16 protein-coding genes are annotated in these 16,206 nt (G+C 64.6%); 4 read left to right on the forward strand and 12 right to left on the reverse strand.

The genetic code is table 11. The features are described 5' to 3' along the window. Both Q0331_RS02545 and rsgA read left to right on the forward strand, forming a co-directional pair. On the forward strand, window positions 1-695 hold a 695-nt coding region (locus Q0331_RS02545), incomplete at its 5' end, for a 3-phosphoshikimate 1-carboxyvinyltransferase (RefSeq protein ID WP_298074598.1). Next, on the forward strand, window positions 696-1,703 hold the full coding sequence (rsgA, locus tag Q0331_RS02550; protein WP_298074600.1) for a ribosome small subunit-dependent GTPase A: 1,008 nt from the start codon (window positions 696-698) through the stop codon (window positions 1,701-1,703). Between the two features lie 8 nt (window positions 1,704-1,711). Here rsgA and Q0331_RS02555 read toward each other — a convergent pair whose 3' ends face one another. Both Q0331_RS02555 and Q0331_RS02560 read right to left on the reverse strand, forming a co-directional pair. Next, complete coding sequence (locus Q0331_RS02555; RefSeq protein ID WP_298074602.1) at window positions 1,712-2,218, reverse strand: DUF6912 family protein; 507 nt, start codon at window positions 2,216-2,218, stop codon at window positions 1,712-1,714. Window positions 2,219-2,221: 3 nt separating this feature from the next. After that, window positions 2,222-2,632, reverse strand: coding sequence for an HAD family hydrolase (locus tag Q0331_RS02560; RefSeq protein WP_035004304.1), 411 nt, complete (start codon window positions 2,630-2,632; stop codon window positions 2,222-2,224). Between the two features lie 136 nt (window positions 2,633-2,768). Here Q0331_RS02560 and Q0331_RS02565 point away from each other — a divergent pair, with 136 nt between their 5' ends. Next, complete coding sequence (locus Q0331_RS02565) at window positions 2,769-3,269, forward strand: Rv3235 family protein (RefSeq protein WP_298074605.1); 501 nt, start codon at window positions 2,769-2,771, stop codon at window positions 3,267-3,269. A gap of 3 nt (window positions 3,270-3,272) precedes the next feature. Here the strand turns inward: Q0331_RS02565 and secA are convergent, their stop codons facing one another. From secA to Q0331_RS02610, 9 genes are all read right to left on the reverse strand, one after another. Beyond that, entirely contained in the window at window positions 3,273-5,876 is a 2,604-nt protein-coding gene (gene secA, locus Q0331_RS02570; RefSeq protein WP_298074607.1) for a preprotein translocase subunit SecA, read from the reverse strand. Between the two features lie 183 nt (window positions 5,877-6,059). Next, window positions 6,060-6,752 carry a ribosome hibernation-promoting factor, HPF/YfiA family gene (raiA, locus tag Q0331_RS02575; RefSeq protein WP_298074609.1) on the reverse strand — a complete coding sequence of 231 codons (693 nt, stop codon included), beginning with the start codon at window positions 6,750-6,752 and terminating at the stop codon, window positions 6,060-6,062. Between the two features lie 130 nt (window positions 6,753-6,882). Continuing rightward, complete coding sequence (locus tag Q0331_RS02580) at window positions 6,883-7,365, reverse strand: ComF family protein (RefSeq protein ID WP_298074611.1); 483 nt, start codon at window positions 7,363-7,365, stop codon at window positions 6,883-6,885. A gap of 206 nt (window positions 7,366-7,571) precedes the next feature. Then, window positions 7,572-9,308: an MtrAB system accessory lipoprotein LpqB gene (gene lpqB, locus Q0331_RS02585; RefSeq protein ID WP_298074613.1), complete on the reverse strand. Its 1,737-nt coding sequence runs from the start codon at window positions 9,306-9,308 to the stop codon at window positions 7,572-7,574. Next, window positions 9,298-11,034, reverse strand: coding sequence for an MtrAB system histidine kinase MtrB (mtrB, locus tag Q0331_RS02590; protein WP_298074614.1), 1,737 nt, complete (start codon window positions 11,032-11,034; stop codon window positions 9,298-9,300). Before mtrB ends, lpqB begins: the two co-directional genes overlap by 11 nt. Window positions 11,035-11,040: 6 nt before the next feature. Then, on the reverse strand, window positions 11,041-11,718 hold the full coding sequence (gene mtrA, locus Q0331_RS02595; protein WP_298074616.1) for an MtrAB system response regulator MtrA: 678 nt from the start codon (window positions 11,716-11,718) through the stop codon (window positions 11,041-11,043). A 5-nt stretch (window positions 11,719-11,723) separates the two neighbouring features. Then, a complete protein-coding gene (locus tag Q0331_RS02600) occupies window positions 11,724-12,374 on the reverse strand; it encodes a dTMP kinase (RefSeq protein ID WP_298074618.1) in 651 nt (216 codons plus the stop codon). Between the two features lie 2 nt (window positions 12,375-12,376). Continuing rightward, a complete protein-coding gene (ahcY, locus tag Q0331_RS02605; RefSeq protein ID WP_298074620.1) occupies window positions 12,377-13,816 on the reverse strand; it encodes an adenosylhomocysteinase in 1,440 nt (479 codons plus the stop codon). A 68-nt stretch (window positions 13,817-13,884) separates the two neighbouring features. Further along, window positions 13,885-14,265, reverse strand: coding sequence for a DUF4259 domain-containing protein (locus Q0331_RS02610; protein ID WP_298074623.1), 381 nt, complete (start codon window positions 14,263-14,265; stop codon window positions 13,885-13,887). 154 nt (window positions 14,266-14,419) lie between these two features. On the opposite strand from Q0331_RS02610, the gene Q0331_RS02615 reads away from it, so the two are divergent. Then, window positions 14,420-15,208, forward strand: coding sequence for a hypothetical protein (locus Q0331_RS02615; RefSeq protein WP_298074625.1), 789 nt, complete (start codon window positions 14,420-14,422; stop codon window positions 15,206-15,208). Here the strand turns inward: Q0331_RS02615 and manA are convergent. Further along, a partial coding sequence (gene manA / locus Q0331_RS02620) for a mannose-6-phosphate isomerase, class I (RefSeq protein ID WP_298074627.1) occupies window positions 15,186-16,206 on the reverse strand: 1,021 nt, incomplete at its 5' end. The two genes, Q0331_RS02615 and manA, sit on opposite strands and share 23 nt — an antisense overlap.

A 16,206-nucleotide genomic window follows, 5' to 3' on the forward strand; every position in this document is an offset into this window, starting at 1 on the left:
GCCAGCCCCACGTCGAGATGACGGTGCAGATGCTGCGCGAGGCCGGGGTGAACGTGGAAACCTCCTTCAACCGGTGGACCGTCCACCCCGGCCCGATCAGCGGCCGCCAGTGGCACGTGGAGCCTGACCTGTCGAACGCCACGCCGTTCATGGCTGCGGGCGTGCTCACCGGCGGCACCGTGCGCATCCAGAACTGGCCCGCCACCACCAACCAGCCGGGCGACCAATTCCGCCAGATCCTGCTGGACATGGGCGCGGAGGCGGAGCTGGACGTCCACCACGGCGATCTAGTTGTCTCCGGCACCGGCCGCGTCAACGGGATCACCTGGGACATGCACGATATCGGGGAGCTCACCCCCACCGTCGCCGCCCTGGCAGCCCTGGCAGACGGCCCCAGCCACCTCTACGGAATCGCGCACCTGCGCGGACACGAGACCGACCGTCTGCAGGCGCTGGCGGATAACATCAACGCCCTCGGCGGCAATGTCGAGCAGACCGCCGACGGGCTGATCATCCACCCGGCTGCCCTGGAGGGCGGCCGCTGGGAGTCCTACGCCGACCACCGCATGGCCACCGCCGGAGCGATCCTGGGCCTGCGCGTCGAAGGCATCGAGGTCTCCGACGTGGACACCACCGCCAAGACCCTCCCCGGCTTCCGCCGCCGCTGGGCGCAGCTGCTGGGCCAGGAACGCTAGATGGGACGAAGGCACAGCAACGCCCACCACTGGGACGAGTCCGACGTCCGCGTCCGCCCCGGCAAGGGCTCGCGCCCGCGGACGAAGGATCGACCGAGCCATAAAAACGCCAAGCGGGGCATGGTCGTCTCCAAGGACCGAGGCCGCTGGGGCGTGGTGCTGGACGAAGACGGCACCCTCGTCACCTGCATGCGCGCCCGCGAGATGGGACGCACCAATGTGGTCGTCGGCGACCACGTCGGTGTGGTCGGCGATACCTCCGGCAAGAAGGACACCCTGGCGCGCATCGTCCGGCTCGAAGACCGCACCTCAATCCTGCGCCGCACCGCGGACGACACAGACTCTTTCGAACGGATCGTCGTGGCCAACGCGGACTACCTGCTGATCGTCAGCGCCGTGGCCGATCCGCCACCGCGCACCGGCTTCGTGGAGCGCGCCCTCATCGCCGCCTTCGTCGGCGGCCTCACCCCGCTGGTCTGCCTCACCAAGTCCGACCTTGCCGACCCTAGCGCCTTCGCCGCCGAGTTCCGCGATCTCGACGTAGAGATCCTCACCACCGGCGTCAGCGACTCCCTGGACGAACTCACCGAGCACATCACGGGCAAGGTCAGCGCCCTCGTCGGCCACTCCGGGGTGGGCAAATCCACCCTGTTTAACCGCCTCATCCCCGACGCGGAACGCGCCACCGGAGAGGTCAGCGGAGTGGGCAAGGGCCGCCACACCTCCACTCAGTCCGTCGCGCTCCAGTTGCCCGCGGGCGGCTGGATCATCGACACACCTGGCATCCGCAGCCTGGGGCTCGCACACGTCGACCCGGACACCGTGGTGGACGTTTTCGAAGACCTCCGCGAGGTCACCGAAGACTGCCCCCGCGGCTGCACCCACATGGGTCCGCCCGCCGATCCGGAGTGCGCCCTGGATACCCTCACCGGCGCGTCCGCCCGGCGCGTCACCGCAATCCGCCGCCTGCTGGAGGCTCTGCGCAGCAACAACGAGTGGGAAATGTAGCTAAGCCGCTACATCAAATCCACCAGGAACGGCAGCTCCTTCGCGTCGTACCAGCTCATCAGGTTGTCTTCGCAGTCCCCCAGCGCGAACTCCGCGTCCTCATCCCCCAAGTCAGCTGCGTCTATGCACTCGATCGCCTTCGCCGTGGCGGCCTCCGCGTCGGCGTCATCAACATGGATCGCCAACAACTGCTGCACCTTCACAACGGCAGGGTCCAGCCGCACCACGGACTCGCCGCCGGCCGGCGCCAACGACACCGCGGAATCGTCGATCTCCGCGCTGATCACCACACGCCGGTGTGGGAAGCGCTCCTCCCCGCCCGCGCTGAGCAAGCGCAGCGAGGCCCGTGCGGCATCCAGGAAGGCCGTGTATGCCAGCTCCTCCTCGTCGCCGCCGGTGTAGAACTCCCGCACCGCCGGGGTCAGAGCAAAGCCCACCGCAGAGCGCACCGGGTGCTCCCCCTGCTCCGCGAGGGTGCCCAGCATGTCAAAGGTCGCGGGAATGTACACCAGCATGGTTTAGAACTCCCCCTCCAGCTCAAACACGCCGGTGATCTCCACCACCGCGCGGTCGAACTGCTGGTAGTAAATGCCAATCAGGCCGGCATCCACGGCGCCGCGGATGTTCAGGATGTTGTCGTCCACCAGCACCAGATCCTGCTGCGGCAGGTCCAAACGGTCGGCAGTAATGCGGAAGATCTCCTCCGAGGGCTTCTCCGCGCCCACCTCGCCAGACAGAACAACGGCATCCACGTAGCCTCCCTCCAGCCACGTACGGATGGGGGCCGCGCCCGCCCCGCCCGGATCGTTGGAAAGAATCGCCGTGGCAATGCCCTCCGCTCGCGCCGCCGACAGCAGCTTGCGCCACCGCCTGCGGTCTTCCTCGGCGCCGTCCAACACTCCGCAATAATCAACTACTAGTCCACGCATGCCCTATATTCTGCCATCTTTTCGCCCTTCGGTACCCCGCGGGGCGCGCACTTCGCTATAGTTATGCCCGTATGGCGCCTTCGGGGGAACGCACCGTACGGCATCACTGGCATGTACAACAGGGGGTTTTTCTTTCGTGACCACTTCAACTTCCACGCGCCCACTTCCGGACTTCGTGTTCCTGCGCCCACCCACCCCGGCCGTCGCGGTGCAGGTCGCCGAGGAGGAGGTCACTGATTCTTTTCGTGACGCCAACACCCCACCGCCCCAACGCATCGCGCAGATCGTAAAAATGTGGCTGGAGGCCTTGGAGGGGCGCCGTCCGATCGACCACTTGCGCCGCGCGCCCTTCGGCGAACGGGTGCTAGAGCAACTTCGCGTGCGCCGACACGTGCGGCCGGAACCGACGAGTGGGCGGGTGGAGAAGGGTGCGTCAATAATAAGTCTGCACATCCAGCCCAGCGCGGGCGACTGTGTTCGCTTTTGCGCATCGGTGCAGATGGGCGAGAGGGTGCGGGCGATTGCGGGCAGCATGTCACAGCACACGCAAAAGCGCCGCGCGGAGCTGCATCAACTGCACAGCTCCGCGCGGCGCGGGGTCAAGGTCTGGGCTATCGATAGCCTCAGCTTGATCTAGCTCTTAACCACCCATGGTGGTCTGCGTAGCGCGGTCCACGGCCACGCCCTCGTTACCGGCCGCCGGGTCATCAACGTGCACCTGGCCGGCCTGCTTCAGCTGGTTGCGAACCAGGAACAGCTGGCGGACGGTCTCTTCCTTGATGCCGTCCTTCATGCGGTTAAACATGTCGCCACCCTCGCGCTGGTACTCCACCAGGGGATCGCGCTGCGCCATTGCACGCAGGCCGATGCCCTCCTTCAGGTAGTCCATCTCGTAGAGGTGCTCGCGCCACTTTTGGTCCACGACGTTCAGCAGAGCTGCGCGCTCCATGCCGCGCATTTGCTCTTCGCCGGCGATCTCCGTGACCTTCTCCTCCAGCTCGTCGTACTCGCGGTTGGCGTCGTCGAGCAGCGCCTCCAGCAGCTGAGAAGAGCTCAGCTCGCCCGGGCGGCCGTAATCGTCGCCTTCCACCAGTTCCTCGTGGGTAAAGGTCGGGCCGTAGAGGGAATCCAGGGCGTTCCACAGGGTATCCAGATCCCAGTCTTCGACATAGCCCTCGGCGGTCGCGCCGTCGACGTATGCCTCGATGGTGTCCTTCAGCATGTTGCGGATCTGCTTCTCCACATCCTCACCCTCGAGGATCTGGCGGCGCTCGCCGTAGATCACCTTGCGCTGCTCGTTCATGACTTCGTCGTACTTGAGCACGTTCTTGCGCATCTCGAAGTTGGCGGACTCCACCTGGGACTGTGCGCCCTTGATGGCGTTGGTGACCATCTTCGAGTCGATGGCCTCGTCGTCCGGGATGTTCAGGCGAGTCATCATCGCCTCCATCGTCTGGCCGACGAAGCGTACCATCAGGTCATCGCGCATGGACAGGTAGAAGCGGGTCTCGCCCGGGTCGCCCTGACGTGCGGAACGGCCACGCAGCTGGTTGTCGATGCGGCGGGATTCGTGACGCTCCGTGCCCAGCACGTACAGACCACCGACCTCGCGGACCTTCTCCGCTTCTTCCTTGGACTCCTCGCGGACCTTCTCGATCTCATCGTTCCAGGCCGCTTCGTATTCCTCCGGGGTCTCCACCGGATCCAGGCCGCGCTCGCGCAGGTTGATGTCGGCGATGATGTCCGGGTTACCACCCAGCACGATGTCGGTACCACGGCCGGCCATGTTGGTCGCCACGGTTACGGCTCCCAGACGACCTGCCTGGGCGACAATCTCCGCTTCCTTCTCGTGGTACTTCGCATTCAGCACGTTGTGCTTGATGCCGCGGCGCTGCAGCAGCCTGGACAGGTACTCGGAACGCTCCACGGAGGTGGTACCCACCAGCACCGGCTGGCCGGTCTCCACGCGCTCGGCGATGTCCTCAGCCACGGCCTCGAACTTCGCCTCCTGCGTCTTGTAGATCAGGTCGACGTGGTCCTTACGCTTGTTTTCCTTGTTCGTCGGGATCGCGGCGACATCCAGCTTGTAGGTGGACTTCAGCTCGGCGGCCTCGGTCTCCGCCGTACCGGTCATGCCGGCCAGCTTGTCGTACAGGCGGAAGTAGTTCTGCAGGGTGACGGTGGCCAGCGTCTGGTTCTCGTTCTTGATCTCGACGTGTTCCTTCGCCTCGATCGCCTGGTGGATGCCCTCGTTGTAACGACGGCCGTCCAGGATGCGGCCGGTGAACTCGTCGACGATGACGACCTCGCCGTTGCGGACGATGTAGTCCTTGTCGCGGGTGAACAGCTCCTTGGCCTTGATGGAGTTGTTCAGGTAGCTCACCAGCTGCGAGTGCTCCGGGGCGTAGAGGTTCTCGATGCCCAGCTGGTCCTCGACGAACTCCACGCCCTCTTCCTTGACGCCCACGGTCTTCTTCCGCTCGTCCACTTCGTAGTGGATGTCACGGGTCAGCTTCGGGGCGATTGCCGCGAAGGCGGTGAACCACTTGCTGGAGCCCTCGACCGGACCGGAGATGATCAGCGGGGTACGGGCCTCGTCGATGAGGATCGAGTCAACCTCATCCACGATGGCGTAGTTGTGGCCGCGCTGCACCAGGTCGTTCAGGGAGTGCGCCATGTTATCGCGCAGGTAGTCGAAGCCGAACTCGTTGTTCGTGCCATAGGTGTTGTCGGCGTTGTAGGCCTCACGGCGCTCGGCGGGGTTCTTGCCGCTCAGGATCACGTCGGTGCTGAGCCCCAGGAAGCGGTGCACACGGCCCATCCACTCGGCGTCACGCTTAGCCAGGTAGTCATTCACGGTAACGACGTGCACGCCCTTGCCGGACAGCGCGTTGAGGTATGCGGGCAACACACAGGTCAGGGTCTTACCCTCACCGGTCTTCATCTCGGCGACATAGCCGAAGTGAAGGCCAGCGCCACCCATGATCTGCACCTTGTAGTGCTTCTGGCCGAGCACGCGCCAGGATGCCTCACGCGCGGTGGCGAAAGCCTCGAGCAGGATGTCGTCCAGGCTCTCGCCGTCTTCCTGAACTCGCTTCTTCAGCTCGTCGGTCTTGGCCTGCAGTTCCTCGTCGGTGAGTTTGGTGTATTCCTCATCGAGGTCCATCACCTGGTCGGCGATCTTCGCGAGACGCTTAACCGCACGGCCTTCGCCCATACGGAGGATTTTCGAAAGTCCTAGCACGCTGATGCTGTCCTTTGCTCGATTTCTAAAACGGGTTAGCTAATTTGTCGGCTTCGGATAATCCTACCCCCACCCCCAAGGCCGGGGGCAACTACACCCGGCAAGTCCAGACATAAAAGGCCGGCCCCCACGGGTTAGTCGTGGGGGCCGGCTGATGGGTTGAAGACCGATTAGAGAAAGGGGTTACTTCTCTGCGTCCTTCTCTTCCAGGGTGATCAGGCCGTAGTCGAAAGCGTGGCGACGGTACACCACGGACGGCTGGCCGGTCTCCTCGTTGATGAACAGGAAGAAGTCGTGCCCCACGAGCTCCATCTCGCTCAGCGCCTGGTCAACGCTGATCGGAGCGGCCTTGTGCACCTTCTTGCGCACGACCTGGCCGGGCTTGAACTGATCCTCGTAGGGATCGACGTCGTACGGGCCGACCTCCTCCGGCTTGGTCTCCGCCTTCGGCTGTGCCTCTTCCACCAGGCTGGCAGCTGCCTCGCCCATGGACATCGGAGCGCGGTGGCCGGAACGGGCGATCTTGCGACGCGCCTTCACCTTGCGCAGGGAGCGCTCCATGCGGCCAACGGCGACCTCGAGGGCAGCGTAGAAGGAGTCTTCCTTAGCTTCTGCGCGAGCGATGTGGCCCTTGCCGGTTGCGGTGATCTGCAGACGATCCTGCTGGTCACCACGGCGCGGGTTGGGCTCGTGCTGCAGCTCCACGTGGAAGAACGTGAGGGTCGGGTCCAGGCGCTCGATCTTCGCGAGCTTGCCCTTGACGCGGTCTGCGAAGTGCTCCGGCACCTCAACGTTGCGCCCAGTGATCTCTACGCCTGCCTCGGGTGCAGCAAGTTCCTCGTTGCCAAAGTCGGACGAGTTTTTGCCGGTCGACATTGCTCAACCTCCAAAGTCATTCACCGCCAGAATCGGGCCGGATTACCCACCTTCCAACGGCGATCGTTCCAATCCCTAGTCTACCTATCGCCGTTGCTGCACTTGTGCATATACCCCTTATTTATGTGAACTACGCGCCAGCTAATACCAGCGTCAATCGCGGCCGCACGCCCCGCGCCGTCAGAGCCAGCGCAAACTGCGCTGTTGTGGCGCCCGTAGTGCACACGTCATCGACAATCACGACCTCCCCCACCCCGCGCAATCGCCCGACCGCCGCCGGGTCAAACAGGATACTGCTGGCCACGTTCTCGCGACGCTGGTGGCGGTCCAGCCCCACCGAATCCACACTCGCCTCGCTCAGCCACGCCACCGGGTGGACCTCCACTCCGGGATACAGCGCTGCGGCGGCGTGACAAAAGCGGGTAACGATGTCCCCGCCGCGCTTCCGCGCCGCCGATTTCCGGGTGGGGGCGGGCACCAGAACCACCCTCCCCAGACGCGGATCCGGCACCAACCCTAAGCCGCTGACGTGCAGAATCCCGGCAGCCAACACCCTGCCGGCGACGTCTATGGCCGCCGGCCGCAGTCTCTCCTTGGCGCTGAGAATAAGCATCCGCCGCGCGCCGCCGTACACCCCGGCGGCGAAAACCGGCACTGCCGCCACCCGCGGCTGCCAGCGCTGCCAACGCTGCATCAGCTGGAGCCCGCAGGCCTCGCACAGCTGCCCGCCGGTCACCGCACCGCAACACACGCAGTCGTCACGCCACACCAGCCCCGCGAGCGCACCGAGATCCCCCTTAATCCCCACGGGCACTCAGCCTAGTCGACCAGCACTGGCGTTGCCCGCTTTCCCTGCATGGTCGGCACTTCACGCCAGAACCGCGACTCCTCGGAGGTAACGTCAAACTGCATCAACGCATTTGCGTCAGTGACATAAATCTTGCTGCCGTCCGTGGCCACCGACACCACCGGGGCGGAAAGGTTGCGGCCCGTGATCTGCTGCGAGTAAGACCCGTCAACCTCGATGTCCCACACCGGGGCATCGTTGGCACGCGTGCCCACCAGCACGGACCCGTCATCGGACCAGTCAGCGCTGACCGCAGTATCCCCCACGGCGTGGCCGATCTCCACCGGCGCACCCAGCCGCTTCGTGCCATCGTCGGTCGTCTCCAACGTCACCACGTATACCCGTCCGTTCACGATCATCACGGCGCGGGCGCCGTCGTGCGATACGCGGAAAACGCTGATGCGCTTCTCGTTCCCGTCCACCATTCTCATTGTGGAGCTGTCCACCTGCCGCTCCCCCACGGCGCCGGTCTCCGGGTTGCGAGTGATCTCCGTGATCCGCTCGCCATCGGCCACCACGTAGGCCGATGTGGCATCCAGCCCCCAAGTCGGGCGCGTCAACGAATCCGCCTGTACGGAGCTCACGGGCTGGTCTCCCTTCGCCCCGAGCATCAGTTGGCGTGGTGCATCGCCCCGCCCAGTCACGGCCGCGAAGATTTCATCCCGCGGGCTTAGCGCCACGGACTCGACATACTGTTGTGAAAGCCATCCCTCCAGTTTCTTCGCCCGCGTCCCGTCCTGCTGATAGATGTCGCCGCCGGAGACGGCTCGCAGCGGCACCTGCACCTGCACGTTCGGGTCGTATTGAGAAAGGTCCTGCACCAGCCACTTGCCATGCATGTCATCGCTCATGGGCGTGCCATCCGCCGTGAGCTCATAAGGTCCACGGACCTCGGAACCCGCCAGCGTCCACACCACCTGTGCCGCCAGCAGCCGGCGCGCATCAGCGGACAGTTCCTGCAGGCCGGTGAAGTGTACAGCGGGGTCTCCCTCGTCGTCCTCGGAGACTTGGGCGGTGGCGTCCTCAGGAATAAGGTTTCGCACCGCCTTCTTTAAACGGTCCTGCGGCCCCGCAACCAACAACGAGACCAGGGAGGCGGCGGTGGACTGCTGTCCGGTGTAGATCCACCGGCGGTCCGGCACCAGCGCCCGGCCGTTGAGGTCCGGGAAGTAGATGTTGCGCGCGCGGTAGGTGCCCACGAAGTCCTGTCGGTCCAGCACCACGACGTTCGGCAGGTTGCTGATGCGCCACTGGCCGTCGACGCTTTGCATCTCATAGCTGGTCTCGAACGCGCTGTACTGCGGGTCGAACACTCCACCCACGCCCAGCGTGCCGACGATGTTGCCGCGCACGCGGTAGGTGATCTTGGAATCGTCGCCCGGGCCGTCGGAGGCAATGTCGATCCTGTCTAGCACCATCGTCGGCGCGTCGGATTGCCACCGCCCCTGCATGCTGCCGGTGAGGAACCTCTTTGCCGCCTGGTGGTTACGCAGCGGATGGGCGCTGGCGGTGAAGAAATCGCGCAGCAGCAGGTCAGAGGGCTGCCCATCGGTCGGGGTCGGTGCCTCTTGCCCGCTGGGGGCCGGAGCGTAACTGGAGATCGCCTCGGGGTTCGTATCGTCCGGCAGGGTCGAGCACGCCGCCAGCATACCCAGCCCGGTCATCGCGGACAGTACCTTTTTGACCTTTGTGGTCTTGTTACTCATCATCGCCCCCTTCTTGTTCTTGGGTAGTGACGCCCTCAGCCTCCACCGCCAAAGGCAGCGGCGAGGTCTTTACGGTGTGGCCCTGTTCCAGCGGGAGGGTCAGTCGGAAACAAGCGCCCACGCCGGGCTCGCCGATGGCTTCGAGGCGACCGCCGTGCAGGTTGGCATCCTCCTTGGCGATGGCCAGCCCCAAGCCGGTCCCGCCCGTGCGACGCTCGCGCGAAGGGTCGGAGCGCCAGAAGCGGTTGAAGACCATCTCCTCCTCGCCCGGCTTCAGTCCCACTCCGTGGTCGGTGACGGCGATTGCCAGTTCGTGCTCGCCGACGGCCATTTTCACCTCGATCGGATTGCCTTCCGAGTGGTCGACGGCGTTGGCCAGGAGGTTGCGCAGGATGCGCTCCACGCGGCGCGAATCCACGGCAACGACCACGGGATCTTCCGGCAGGTCCACATTGAACTCGGTGCCAACCTCCTCGGCGATGGTGCGCACCTGTTGCAGGGCGGAGCGCACCACGCCGCGCACGTCGACCTTCTCTGCGGATAGGTTCGCCACGCCCGCGTCGTGCCGGGAGATCTCCAGCAGGTCGCCCAGGAGGGTCTCGAAGCGGTCGAGCTCCTTCGTCATCAGGTGAGCTGCACGGGCGGTCAGGGGGTCGAGCTCGTCGGCGTTGTCCTCGATCATGTCCGCCGCCATGCGCACCGTCGTCAGCGGGGTACGCAGCTCGTGGGAAACGTCCGACGTGAACTGGCGTTGCAGCGAGCCGAACTCCTCCAGGTTGCGAATCTGGGTGGAGAGCTTCTCCGCCATGTCGTTGAAGCTGTAGGCGAGCCTGGCGACTTCGTCTTGGCCGTCCACGACCATGCGCTCGTGCAGGTGGCCCGCGGCCAGCTTCTCGGCGATCTTCGAGGCCGCACGAACCGGGCCGATAATCTGCTGGGAGAATACCCAACCAATCACCAACAGCAGGATCATAAGGACGATCCCGCCGGCCATTAGCAGGCCGCGCATGAGGTTAAGAGTGGCCTCTTCAGATGTCAGCGGCACCAGCAGGTATAGCTCCAACCCCGGGATGTCGGAGTAGACGGGACTGCCGATAATGAGCGCCTTGTAGCTGCCGTTTTCCCCGTCTACTCGGGCGTACTGGTAGGCCACCTGCCCCTGGCGCACAAACTCGCGCAGGTTTTCGGGGATATCGATGTTATTGGGGATCCGTGTTTCCGCCTCGCTCGCATTGTTGGCGATAAGCACCGAGTCGTACACCGGGACACTGGTCTCCTCCACCCCTGCCGAGCGGTTAGTCAGCACTGCCCTGGCGGAGGTCAGGCGCACGGACACCGGGTTGGAGGAGTCGGTGGCGCTGATCTGCTCTTCCACCGCCGTGCGTGCCCGGTCCATGCTGTCCACGGCTTCGGAGAACTTGGTGGCCAGCAGCTGCTGGCTCAGGAAGCCGACCAGTAGGAACCCAATAAGCAGGAATGCGAAAGCACTGGAGGCCACCACACTGCCGATCACTCGCAGCTGGATGGACTGGTGCCAGCGCAGCCTAACCGAGTTGATGATCCGCCGCCAGGTATCCCGCGGCCGGCGGAAGAAGTCGCGCAGCACGGACCAAAACGTCGCACCCGCGGCCAGCGTCTTCCCCTGCACTTTCTGCGGGAGCCCCGGGGCCTTCGGTTGTGCTTGGCGGGCCGGCTTGCGCTTCCTGAGCTTCGCTTGTTCCTGCTCCACGAGAACCTATTCGCCGGTCTTGTAGCCGATCCCGCGGACGGTCTGGATGATCTTCGGATCATCCGGGTCCTTCTCCACCTTCGAGCGCAGGCGCTGAATGTGGACGTTCACCAGGCGGGTATCGCTGGACTTGCGGTAGCCCCACACTTGCTCCAGCAACTCCTCGCGGGAGAACACTTGGCGCGGGCGGGAGGCCAGCGTGACCAGCAGGTCGAACTCGATCGGGGTCAGCGCGATCTCCTGGCCATCACGGATCACCTGGTGGCCGGGCACGTCGATCTTCAGGTCTGCCACCTCGATCGTGTCCGCAGGGGCCTCCTCTGGGGTGCGGCGCAGGCGTGCCCGCACTCGCGCCACCAGCTCCTTCGGCTTAAACGGCTTGTGCACGTAGTCGTCGGCGCCGGACTCCAGGCCCAACACCACGTCCACGGTGTCGGTGCGTGCTGTCAGCATGACGATCGGCACCGTGGAGGTTTCGCGGATCGCCTTGCAGACGTCAATGCCGTTCATTCCGGGCAGCATGACGTCCAGCAGGATGAGGTCCGGGTTGTGTTCCTCCGCGGCCTTCACGGCCTCTACGCCGTCGCCCACGACCACGGTGCGAAAACCCTCGCCCTGCAGAACGATGGTGAGCATTTCCGCGATTGCCGGGTCGTCGTCGACCACCAGAATCTTCGTTTCCACGGTTGTCATCCTCTCATTTCTTCCAGCAGGTCCGCGACCTTAGCCGCGCGGGCCTCGTAATCGTCTCCGGTGCTGTCGACTGTCACCCACGGGCTCAGCCACTGCTGCTCCGCCAGTGCCCGGTAGGCACGGACGGTGCGTTCCTGCAGGCTGCTGTCCCGCTCGTAAGCATCCCGTGCTCGCGACTGGTCCTGGGCCTCGCGCGACTCGGCGCGCTGCCCGGCCACCTCCGCCTCGACGTCCACCAGGATCTGCAGGTCGGGCGCTGGTACTCCCAGCTTCTCTTGCTCCAGTTGGGTAACCCACTGGCCGACCTCGGCCACGTCGCCGTTGACACGCGCGGCGGAGTAGGCCACGTTAGAGGCGGTGTAGCGGTCGATCAGGATCACATAACCATCTGCGTCGAAGTCCGCCAGCTCTTCCCCAATCTCGGCGCGGTCGAGGGCGAACAGAGTGGCCATGCCGTGCACGGAATCGATCAGGTCACCCAGGTTTTCGTGCAGCGCCTCTCGCGCCAGCATCGCCGGGTGGGATTCCTCGTAACGCGGGAACGCGACGCGCGCGACTGGCACCTCGCGTTCCACCAACTCTTTTTCTACGGCCGTGACTAGGGTGTTCTTTCCCGCGCCGTCGACCCCTTCAAAGCTAACGATCATATTTAGTAGCGGTAGTGCTCCGGCTTGAACGGGCCGGCAACATCCACGCCGATGTACTCAGCCTGTTCCTTGGTCAGTGTCGTCAGCTTGCCGCCGAGTGCCTCAACGTGGATGCGCGCAACCATCTCGTCCAGGATCTTCGGCAGGCGGTAGACGTCATTGCCGTACTGGTCGGACTTCGTGTACAGCTCGATCTGCGCGATCGTCTGATCGGCGAAGGAGTTGGACATCACGAACGACGGGTGGCCGGTGGCGTTACCCAGGTTCAGCAGGCGCCCCTCGCTCAGCACCACGATGGAGACCGGGTCGCCGTTGGCACCCGGGAAGGTGAACTCGTCCACCTGTGGCTTGATAGTCACGCGGCTGACGTCCTCGCGGTGCAGCAGGCTGGCCATGTCGATTTCGTTGTCGAAGTGGCCGATGTTTCCGAGCACTGCGTGGTTCTTCATCATCTGCATGTGCTCAAACGTGATGATTCCGAGGTTGCCCGTTGCGGTGATGACGATGTCTGCGTCACTAATAAAGTCCTCAACCTGCACAACCTCGAAGCCGTCCATGAGCGCCTGCAGGGCGTTAATCGGGTCTACCTCGGTGACCTTTACGATCGCGCCCTGGCCCGCCAGCGCCTCGGCGCAGCCCTTGCCCACGTCGCCGTAGCCGCACAGCAGCACCGACTTGCCGCCGATCAGCATGTCAGTAGCGCGGTTGATGCCGTCGATCAGGGAGTGGCGGGTGCCGTAGCGGTTGTCGAACTTGGACTTCGTCACGGCATCGTTGACGTTCATCGCCGGGAATGGCAGCACGCCTTCCTCGGCGAAGTGGTAGAGGCGGTGCACGCCCGTCGTTGTTTCTTCGGTGACACCCTTGATGCTTTGTGACGCCCGGTTCCAGAATTTATCGTCCTCCGCCAAGGCTTCACGCAGCATCCCGAGGAAGGCCTTGTACTCATCGGAGTCATGATCCTCGGCATCCGGAACGAGGCCTGCGTTTTCAAATTCCATGCCCTTGATAACAGCCATGGTCGCATCGCCACCGTCGTCCAGGATCATGTTGGCTTCTACGCCTTCTCCCCAGGTGAAGATCTGCTTCAGGCACCACCAGTACTCGTCCAGGGTCTCGCCCTTCCAAGCGAACACTGGCACGCCGGCGGGTGCGTCCGGGGTTCCCTCACCAACGACAATGGCGGCCGCGGCTTCGTCCTGGGTGGAAAAGATATTGCAGGAGGCCCAACGAACCTCAGCGCCGAGGGCCACCAGAGTTTCGATCAGCACAGCTGTCTGCACGGTCATGTGAATGGAGCCAGCGATACGGGCGCCCTTCAGGGGCTGATCTTCTGCATATTCGCTACGCAGCTGCATCAGCCCGGGCATCTCGTATTCCGCCAGGCGGATCTGGTGGCGGCCGGCCTCTGCCAGCGAGAGATCCTTGACTTTAAACTCCATGGGTGGGGTGACTCCTCGATAAAAGTACAGGTATATAGCTATAGGGCTATTTTTCTTCAGACAGTCTACTAGCTCAGCGCCTCGACGAAGGTTTCCAGCCCCTCGGCTTCCAGGTCTTCCTCGCCCTCACGCCGTTCCATCTCCCCGTCGAGCAGCTGCAGCGCAACTTCCTGCAGGTTGGTTGGGCATTCGCCGATGTGGGCGCGGATAAAGGGGTGTTCGTCAGCCACCGTTGCCGTGCTGAAGGGCGCGCCGCCCCAGATGGCTGCGACCGTGGCCGCGCACAGGCCGATGGAGTAATCCGCCGAACCGGATTGTTCTTCGCGCAGGGCGAGGTTCACGGCATCCACGAGAGCCCCAGCTACCTCGGGACCGTCCAGGTCGGCCAGTTCGTCCAGGAAGTCCACGTTGTCTTCCTGCGAGAAGATGAATTCGTCCCAGTTGCTCATGGTGCTGCCCTTTCTGTCGCTCAATTACCGACTGTAGCGCGTTTACACGCCCAATAACTGTGGTCAAAGCCGTGTATCCCTGCTAGGCTCTGTTGTGCCTTAACCAAATTGTGATCTTTATTGAAGTATCTTTGCCGAAAAGGAGGTGAGCCAGATGGCCGAAGAAGAACAACGCGGCGCCGAAGAAGAAAAGGGCACCGCCGTCATCTACGAGACCAGTGAGCAGCACTCCCCGGTTCCCCGCGCCATCAGCGGCATCGCCATCGTCGGCTTAGTCTTGGCCGGAGTCATCGGCGTCTGGACCTGGCAGTCGGGTTCGGAGGCCACCTCCCCGAAGCGCAATACGACAGAGGAGTCGACTGTCGCCATCAGCACAGGAGCGGCTTCTCAGGATCACGATGTGGTTTCCGACGAGCCGACCTCGCAGCCGGATCCTCCTGCCTACTCCACGCGCGCCCCGCAGTCCGGGAATGGGTCGAACTTCAGCAATGTCGCCCCGCTGGGCCAGGATCCCTACCTGCCGCCCAACGCCTGGAACGGCCAGCAGAACAACGGCTCGCAGCCATCCGAGACCATCGTCGCGGAAGGCCTGGAGTCCCCCGGGCAGCCACAGCAGCCACAGGTTCCGCCCCAGTCCCCGTCGACCCAGCAGGCTCCACAGGTCTCGTCGGCTCTGCCGGGCGCGTCGCAGGCGGAACAGCCCGGCACAACTAAGCCCGGCCCCGTCACCGAGACCGGCAAGGCCACGGACGGCAGCGCCGAGATCCCCTTCCCGACGGATGGCTTCCCCCCTCTGGAGCCTTCCGACTCGACTAAGCCCGCCGAGCCGCAGCACGGGACTGACGAGGCCGAGGATCCAAAGGAACCTAACAGTGGCGAGGCCTCAGACGGCCCCACCGACACCACGGCAGGACCGAAGCCTAAGCCCCGGGACGGGCGATAAAGGCCTTCCCGCTCACACACGCTTCCTCGCCAGCGGGCACCCACGCGGCGGAGCCGCTGTCCAGGTGCAGCTCCCCACATTCCGTGGCTCCCCCGACGGCCAACACGATTGCCGGCCCGGCGACTTCTGCCTCCCCGTCCACTCTGCGCAAGCTGAATTCCTCCGCCGGAGTGTGGTACACCCCATCCGCATCGGCCTGCAGACGCGGATCCGCGAGCTCCTCCCAGCGCACCACGCTCAGCAGCTCCTCGACGTCGATGTGCTTCGGAGTCAAGCCACAGCGCAGCACGTTGTCCGAGTTCGCCATGATCTCCACGCCCGTGCCGCGTACATAGGCGTGCAGCTGCCCGGCATCCAGGTATAGCGCTTCGCCTTCCTGCAGAACCACGCGGTTGAGCAGCAGCGCAAACAGCACGCCTCGGTCGTTCGGGTACTGCTGCTCCAGGCGCAACACCAGGTCCGCCACCTCGCCCACCCAATCGTCCGCGTTGGCCACAAGCTCCCGGCAGCGCCGCGTGAGGGCGTCAATAATCTCCGGAAGATCCCCCGGCGGCATGTGCAGCGCACACTCGACCGCACCGCGCAGATCGCCGCGCAGGAAATCCAGCTCGGGCAGGGCCAGCCGATCCAGCAGTTCGGCAGTGCGGGCGACCGGCCGGAAGCCCGCCATCGCCTCGAACTCACCCAGGGCGACCAGCAGCTCGGGTTTGTGATTGTCGTCCTTGTAGTTGCGCTCGAAGGCGTCGCGGGCGATCCCGGCGGCCTCGTCGGCGGCGAATCCCGCCTCGGCCTGTGCCTTCGTCGGATGCACCTGAATGCTCAGCGCACGCTCGGCCGCAAGCAGCTTCAGCAGGAACGGCAGGGCCTTGCGCCCCTGCCCCAGCTGCCCTTCGGGGTCGGCCTCGATCAGGTCCAGCAGCACCCCAGGCGCCCCCGGGTGCGCACCGAACCACAGCTCGGCTTCCGGCTGCTCGGTCGGGGTGGGCCGCCCCTGCAGC

The sequence above is a fragment of the uncultured Corynebacterium sp. genome, from assembly GCF_937999985.1.
Lineage (GTDB): Bacteria > Actinomycetota > Actinomycetes > Mycobacteriales > Mycobacteriaceae > Corynebacterium.

Bases quoted from the DNA above. Each gene is read 5' to 3' on its own strand.
- rsgA (WP_298074600.1), top strand. From the start codon at position 696: ATGGGACGAAGGCACAGCAACGCCCACCACTGGGACGAGTCCGACGTC.
- raiA (WP_298074609.1), bottom strand. From the start codon at position 6,752: ATGTCGACCGGCAAAAACTCGTCCGACTTTGGCAACGAGGAACTTGCT.
- ahcY (WP_298074620.1), bottom strand. From the start codon at position 13,816: ATGGAGTTTAAAGTCAAGGATCTCTCGCTGGCAGAGGCCGGCCGCCAC.
- Q0331_RS02560 (WP_035004304.1), bottom strand. From the start codon at position 2,632: ATGCGTGGACTAGTAGTTGATTATTGCGGAGTGTTGGACGGCGCCGAG.
- Q0331_RS02610 (WP_298074623.1), bottom strand. From the start codon at position 14,265: ATGAGCAACTGGGACGAATTCATCTTCTCGCAGGAAGACAACGTGGAC.
- Q0331_RS02600 (WP_298074618.1), bottom strand. From the start codon at position 12,374: ATGATCGTTAGCTTTGAAGGGGTCGACGGCGCGGGAAAGAACACCCTA.
- Q0331_RS02615 (WP_298074625.1), top strand. From the start codon at position 14,420: ATGGCCGAAGAAGAACAACGCGGCGCCGAAGAAGAAAAGGGCACCGCC.
- Q0331_RS02555 (WP_298074602.1), bottom strand. From the start codon at position 2,218: ATGCTGGTGTACATTCCCGCGACCTTTGACATGCTGGGCACCCTCGCG.
- lpqB (WP_298074613.1), bottom strand. From the start codon at position 9,308: ATGATGAGTAACAAGACCACAAAGGTCAAAAAGGTACTGTCCGCGATG.
- Q0331_RS02580 (WP_298074611.1), bottom strand. From the start codon at position 7,365: ATGCTTATTCTCAGCGCCAAGGAGAGACTGCGGCCGGCGGCCATAGAC.